This is a genomic window from uncultured Campylobacter sp. (assembly GCF_938045775.1).
Taxonomy (GTDB): domain Bacteria; phylum Campylobacterota; class Campylobacteria; order Campylobacterales; family Campylobacteraceae; genus Campylobacter_B.
The window spans coordinates 1-5,193 of the sequence record NZ_CALIBH010000218.1; the positions used below are offsets into that span (position 1 = coordinate 1).

Annotated in this window: 6 protein-coding genes and 1 pseudogene; 2 read left to right on the plus strand and 5 right to left on the minus strand. The window is 49.6% G+C overall.

Going from position 1 to position 5,193, the window contains the following annotated elements:
- A pseudogene (locus tag Q0238_RS08695) lies at positions 1 to 420 on the plus strand (glutamyl-tRNA reductase); the annotation flags it as partial.
- Positions 410 to 2,128: a proline--tRNA ligase gene (locus Q0238_RS08700; protein ID WP_297945158.1), complete on the plus strand. Its 1,719-nt coding sequence runs from the start codon at positions 410 to 412 to the stop codon at positions 2,126 to 2,128. The pseudogene Q0238_RS08695 and the gene Q0238_RS08700, both read left to right, overlap by 11 nt.
- Before the next feature lie 541 nt (positions 2,129 to 2,669).
- Here the strand turns inward: Q0238_RS08700 and Q0238_RS08705 are convergent.
- The 5 genes from Q0238_RS08705 to Q0238_RS08725 all read right to left on the minus strand — a co-directional run bounded on the left by Q0238_RS08705 (position 2,670) and on the right by Q0238_RS08725 (position 5,169).
- On the minus strand, positions 2,670 to 2,867 hold the full coding sequence (locus tag Q0238_RS08705; RefSeq protein WP_297945161.1) for a hypothetical protein: 198 nt from the start codon (positions 2,865 to 2,867) through the stop codon (positions 2,670 to 2,672).
- 167 nt (positions 2,868 to 3,034) lie between these two features.
- Complete coding sequence (locus Q0238_RS08710) at positions 3,035 to 3,202, minus strand: hypothetical protein (RefSeq protein WP_297945164.1); 168 nt, start codon at positions 3,200 to 3,202, stop codon at positions 3,035 to 3,037.
- Between the two features lie 325 nt (positions 3,203 to 3,527).
- On the minus strand, positions 3,528 to 3,995 hold the full coding sequence (locus Q0238_RS08715; RefSeq protein ID WP_297945167.1) for a hypothetical protein: 468 nt from the start codon (positions 3,993 to 3,995) through the stop codon (positions 3,528 to 3,530).
- Positions 3,996 to 4,134: 139 nt separating this feature from the next.
- Positions 4,135 to 4,365, minus strand: coding sequence for a hypothetical protein (locus Q0238_RS08720; RefSeq protein WP_297945170.1), 231 nt, complete (start codon positions 4,363 to 4,365; stop codon positions 4,135 to 4,137).
- A 225-nt stretch (positions 4,366 to 4,590) separates the two neighbouring features.
- Positions 4,591 to 5,169, minus strand: coding sequence for an NAD(P)H-dependent oxidoreductase (locus Q0238_RS08725; protein ID WP_297945172.1), 579 nt, complete (start codon positions 5,167 to 5,169; stop codon positions 4,591 to 4,593).
- Positions 5,170 to 5,193: the final 24 nt, after the last annotated feature.

Consider the following 5,193-nt stretch of genomic DNA (forward strand, 5'->3'; position numbering starts at 1 on the left):
GATGATCTGGAGGAGATCGTAAAGAAAAATTTGCTGCTTCGCGAGGAGCAGGCGCAGATCGCTTACTCGATCGTGGCAAAATGCACGAACGAGTTTTTCAAATGGCTCAAAGCGGCGGCATCCACGCCGATCATCAAAGCCTTGCGTCAAAGCGCGAAGCAAGTAGCTGAGCTGGAGCTAGCCAAAGCGCTTAAAAAGGGCTATCTAAAGCACAGCGATGCAGAGGAGGCGCGCAAGCTGATCCATCAGGTTTTTAAAGCGTTTCTGCACGCTCCGACGGTAAATTTGAAAAACCTCGGCGAAGCGGACGATGCTGACGGCACAGTAAACACGCTGGTCGAAATTTTTGAACTGCAAGAAAACTACGAAAAATTTTTAAATCAAGAAAACGAGAAAAAGGACAGACAGAATGAAATTTAGCAAGCTTTTCGCTCCGAGCCTAAAAGAGGCTCCCAGAGACGCGGTACTACCTAGCCACGCCCTTTTGATCCGCGCGGGATTTATCGAGCAGCTGGGCAGTGGGCTTTATAATTTTTTGCCGCTAGGAAAGATAGTGCTGGAGCGGATCTGCGCCGTCATCAGGCAGGAGATGGACGCTACGGGCGCGCAGGAGGTCTCTTTTAGCGTCGTGACGTCTGCGGATGCGTGGAAAAAAAGCGGTCGTTACGCCAAATACGGCAAGGAGCTGCTGCGCTTCAAAGATCGCAAGGATAACGACTTCGTGCTAAGTCCTACCAACGAGGAGGCGGCGGTTTTGATGGTAGCGGATAAGATCACGAGCTACAAGCAGCTGCCGCTAAATATCTATCAGATCAATACGAAATTCCGCGACGAGGCGCGCCCTCGCTTCGGGCTTCTGCGCGGTCGCGAGTTTACGATGAAGGACGCTTATAGCTTCCACGCAGACACTGCGGATATGAAGCGAGAGTTTGAGGTGATGAGGCAGGCGTACTCGCGGATCTTTACGCGACTGGGATTAAATTTTCGCGCGGTCGATGCGGACAGCGGCGCGATCGGCGGTAGCGGTAGCAAGGAGTTTATGGTGCTAGCGGATAACGGCGAGGACGATATCGTCGTGTGCAAGCGCTGCGAGTATGCCGCAAATATCGAGGCTGCGCGCCGTGCTCCCAAAACCACGAACGCCGCTGCGCCCGAGACCGACGGCATGATGAAATTTAAAACCCCCGCGATGAAAACGATCGACGCGGTGGCGGAATTTTTCAAAGTGGATAAATTCTACACTATCAAAGCAGTGATCAAAAAAGCGCTATATGAGGATCGCAGCGAGATCGTAGCGTTTTTTATCCGCGGCTGCGACGAGCTGCAAGAGACCAAGGCGCAAAACGCCTGCGGTGCGCTGGAGCTAATCGATGCCAGCGAGGAGGAGATCGCGCGAGCTGGCTTTACGGCGGGCTTTTGCGGACCTTTCGGGCTCGGCGAAGGGGCGAAATTTTACATCGATGCCGAGCTAAAAGGAGCGCGCGAGATGATTGCGGGCGCAAATGAGCCGGATTACCACTACGTAGGCGCTAGCGTGATAAATTTTAACGAATCGCGCTTTGCGGATCTCGTCGCCGTGAGCGAAGGCGACGCGTGTCCGTGCTGCGGCGGCGAGCTTGGCATCACGAAAGGCATCGAAGTGGGTCATATCTTTCAGCTCGGCACGCGCTATTCCGAGCCGATGGGAGCGCGATTTTTGGACGCAAACGGCAAGGCACAGCCATTTTTTATGGGCTGCTACGGCATCGGCGCAAGCCGCCTCATCGCCGTAGCGATCGAAAGCAGCCACGATGAGCGAGGCTGCATCTGGCCGCGCGAGCTAGCGCCTTTCGAGCTTGAGATCATCATCTCAAATCACAAAGACGCAGCGGCGGTAGAATTTGCCTCGCAGCTATACGAGCAGTGCCGTGCGCGCGGAGTTCGCGTGCTACTCGACGATCGCGCAGAGCGCTTCGGCGTGAAGATGAATGACTTCGAGCTAATGGGCTTTCCGTACGCCGTGCTCGCGGGCAAAGCCCTAGCAGAGGGAAGCGTCGAGTTCATCACTCGCGCAGGCCTAAAGCGGCAGAGCGTAAGCGCGGATGAAATTTTAAAATTTATAGAGACAAAATTAGCCGAGAAAAATTAGTAAGCGCGTGAAATTTAGCCCTAAATTTGGCTAAATTTTGCCGCCATATTTTGAAATTTGCGAGCTGATTTCGCTACGCGGCGCGGCGTAAAATTTTATAAATTTACTGCGTTGCCGCGCAGAGATACCGCCGAGGCGCAACGATAAAAATTTATGCTTAAGCCGCACCGCCATTTCACTGCGGCTAAATTTGAAAGCATGAGTTTGCGCGCGGTACCGCACTGCCATCTCAACCGCGCATGAATAAAATTTCCGCCTTTGAGCGCGCAAGCAAAAAGCAAAGAACGTGTTTTTGCCGCTCTCGCAAGAGCCGCCAAAACAAAATTCCGCGATAAAATCCCGATCTCTGCCCGCCCTTTTGCTAAAACGATTTTTAAAAAGCCAAATTTAAGCAGCGTTTTCGCTCCTTTGATTTCGCTTTTTAAATTTAAGATTTAAATTTCGCGGCGCAGCGAACGCGTAAATTTAATCGGCGCGCAAAAGCCGATCCGAAATTTTGCCTGGTCAAAATTTTGCTTAAATTTATTCGGCGGCGGCGATTTTAAATTTTATTCGTAGGTTTGTCGTAGTAGCCCCATTTGGCGCGGTATTTTCTCCTCGCTATCCGAGTCAAAACGATCTGAATGATCAAAAGCGCAAGCGCACCGCCGCCCCATTTTAAATATGTGATTTTATAGGAATCGGATATGGTATTGTAATAAAATCTGGTTGCAAAAGCATAATCGTATTTTAAAACCATTTGCCCGTCTTTAAGGGCGATCTGCCGTGCAAGGTCGGTATCGCCCCCGATCCTTTGGTACTAAATTTTTACGTCCTTGTCGTATATCGCGGCCTTGTATCCGTCTATCTGCGTACCGTAAACATCTAAAGAAAAACGCCTCTGCTTAAGCGAGCTATCCACTAAATTTAACTATAATAACTAGCCCCTCTGCTCTTATTCGTTTGCACATATATGACGCGTCCCTCTATGGTCTGCAAATCCTCGGGGCTAGACGGCAGCACGGCCGTGTAGGACGTATACAGCGCCGCACCAAGGATAAAAAACAGCAGCACGTATCTTAAAAGCGTATTCATCTGATTAAAGCTAGCGATCTTTTTTCATCGTATTTTGTATCAAAAAACATCAAACCTCTTTTGTTTAAAATTTTATCTCGGCGCTTCATCCTGGCGCGCCGTAGCGGCAGAAAAGCGGAGCTGCGTCGCTATAAGCTATCGCGATCTTTAAATCCGTATTTCTGCAGCTAATACGGCTCGGTTTTTCCGTCGCCGTGCGCAATACAAGGCGCCGCTTCCGCCAAAATTTAGCTTGGATTTTCATTCATTTTCATTCAATGAAGAGTAAATTTAAAAGCTAAATTTAAAAAGCGCGCGAAAGAAATATTTCTCTTTTTAAATTCCACTAAAATTTTATCCAAAATTCGGCAAGCTCGTAGCCGCGGGGCTCGCCCAACCCGCTCAAGCTTTCAAACGCAAGCGTAACGCCGCTGCTTAAGTCTAGCTTCAAACCTTCATCTGTTGCGAGCTCGCGATACTCGATCCGCTCGCGATCTAAAGCGTCTTTTGCCGCCGCAAGATCGATGGGGGCAGGACAGCCCGATAATATCCAAGGCTCGATTTCGATTTGCTGCGCCCTTGCGCCGCCGAAATTTAGAGGCTCACTTCTGAAATGATCCGAAAAAATCATAAAAATTTCGTCCCGAAAAAAGTGAAACTCAAAGGCGCCGTATCTTAAAATTTCAGCCCCCGCGCTCTTAAAGCTCGCATCCGCAGGGCCAAACATCGAGGCGATCTGCGCGCAGCTCAAGCCGCTTTTTACGTCAGCAAACTCGCCCGGGCGAAAAAACTCAAGCATATCGATTTTTAACATCTCTTCCCCTGTAAACACACATCGTGCCTCTTAAAGCCACTAGCAGCACTGAACGGCACGCTAATAGTTACACGAGCCAGCCATCGCGCTCATCCATGCTTAGACACTCGCTGACATGGCACTAACGAGCAACGGCAAGCTAGACGCGTACATCACATAAAAGTGCGCCGCGTAAAATTTTATCTCGCACCGAGCCAAAATACAGCGCATTTGCAAAATTTAAAACGATCGCAAAATGCCACGTCGTTTCGCAAGTTTTATTTCGCACCGACTTAGAAGCTGCGACAGCCGTATGAAATTTTATATAGTGACTGCATAAATCGCGCGCCGCAAGACTTGAAATTTCACGCTGCAACACCGCAAATTTCACACCTCCCGCACATCACGCAGTGTCAGTCAGCCGAGCAAAGCTCGAATCTCGCGATTTACGAAAACCTCGCGCATCGCAAGCCACACTCGAACAAGTACTGCTTGGCATTATTTTAAAATTTCACAAGCGTCGTAATATCCGACTTTAAGAAGCGATCTTATAAATCCGCTTTAGCTCATCTGGCGCTGTACTATGAGCAGATAAACTCGTTTGAGCCCGTTAAGGCTAGCCGAAAACCTTTTTTAAATGCGCTTCGTAATCTCTCGTAAAACGCTCTACGTCGGGATTTTTAACGACGTCGTTGCACATAAAAGTAGGCAGCCTTTTCGTGCCTAAAAACTCGTTGGCTTTATGAAAATGCAAATAAACGCCGTCCACGCCCACGCCCTCGAAAAAATCTCCGGGCTTGTCAAACGCCTGAAGCGGAGCATTCCAAGTAACGCTTAGCATGTGCGATTTGCCCTTTATCAGCCCGCCTGTGCCGTAGCCGTCGTTTGGGCTTGCGCTGTGCCGCCCGTCGTTTGCCACTATCTTGCCTATGCCGCCCATAAACACCTCGTCCACGTATTTTTTGACTAGCCAAGGCTCGCCCATCCACCACGCGGGCATCTGCCAGATCACGGCGTCCATCCATAAAAATTTCTCCACCTCATCCTCTATATTGTAGCCCTCATGTATCGTGGTTTCGCGCGTTTCGTGCCATAAGGCTTGTAGCGTTTTTTTGGCTAACTCGTGCAGCGTCTTGCTTAGCTTGCCGCCATTGCCGTTAAACGGCGCTCCGCCGTTGATAAGTAGTATTTTCATTTTGATCCTTTGATTAAATTTATT

Coding starts and splice junctions, on each gene's coding strand:
- Q0238_RS08700 (WP_297945158.1), top strand. CDS start 410: ATGAAATTTAGCAAGCTTTTCGCTCCGAGCCTAAAAGAGGCTCCCAGA.
- Q0238_RS08725 (WP_297945172.1), bottom strand. CDS start 5,169: ATGAAAATACTACTTATCAACGGCGGAGCGCCGTTTAACGGCAATGGC.
- Q0238_RS08705 (WP_297945161.1), bottom strand. CDS start 2,867: ATGGTTTTAAAATACGATTATGCTTTTGCAACCAGATTTTATTACAAT.
- Q0238_RS08710 (WP_297945164.1), bottom strand. CDS start 3,202: ATGAATACGCTTTTAAGATACGTGCTGCTGTTTTTTATCCTTGGTGCG.
- Q0238_RS08715 (WP_297945167.1), bottom strand. CDS start 3,995: ATGTTAAAAATCGATATGCTTGAGTTTTTTCGCCCGGGCGAGTTTGCT.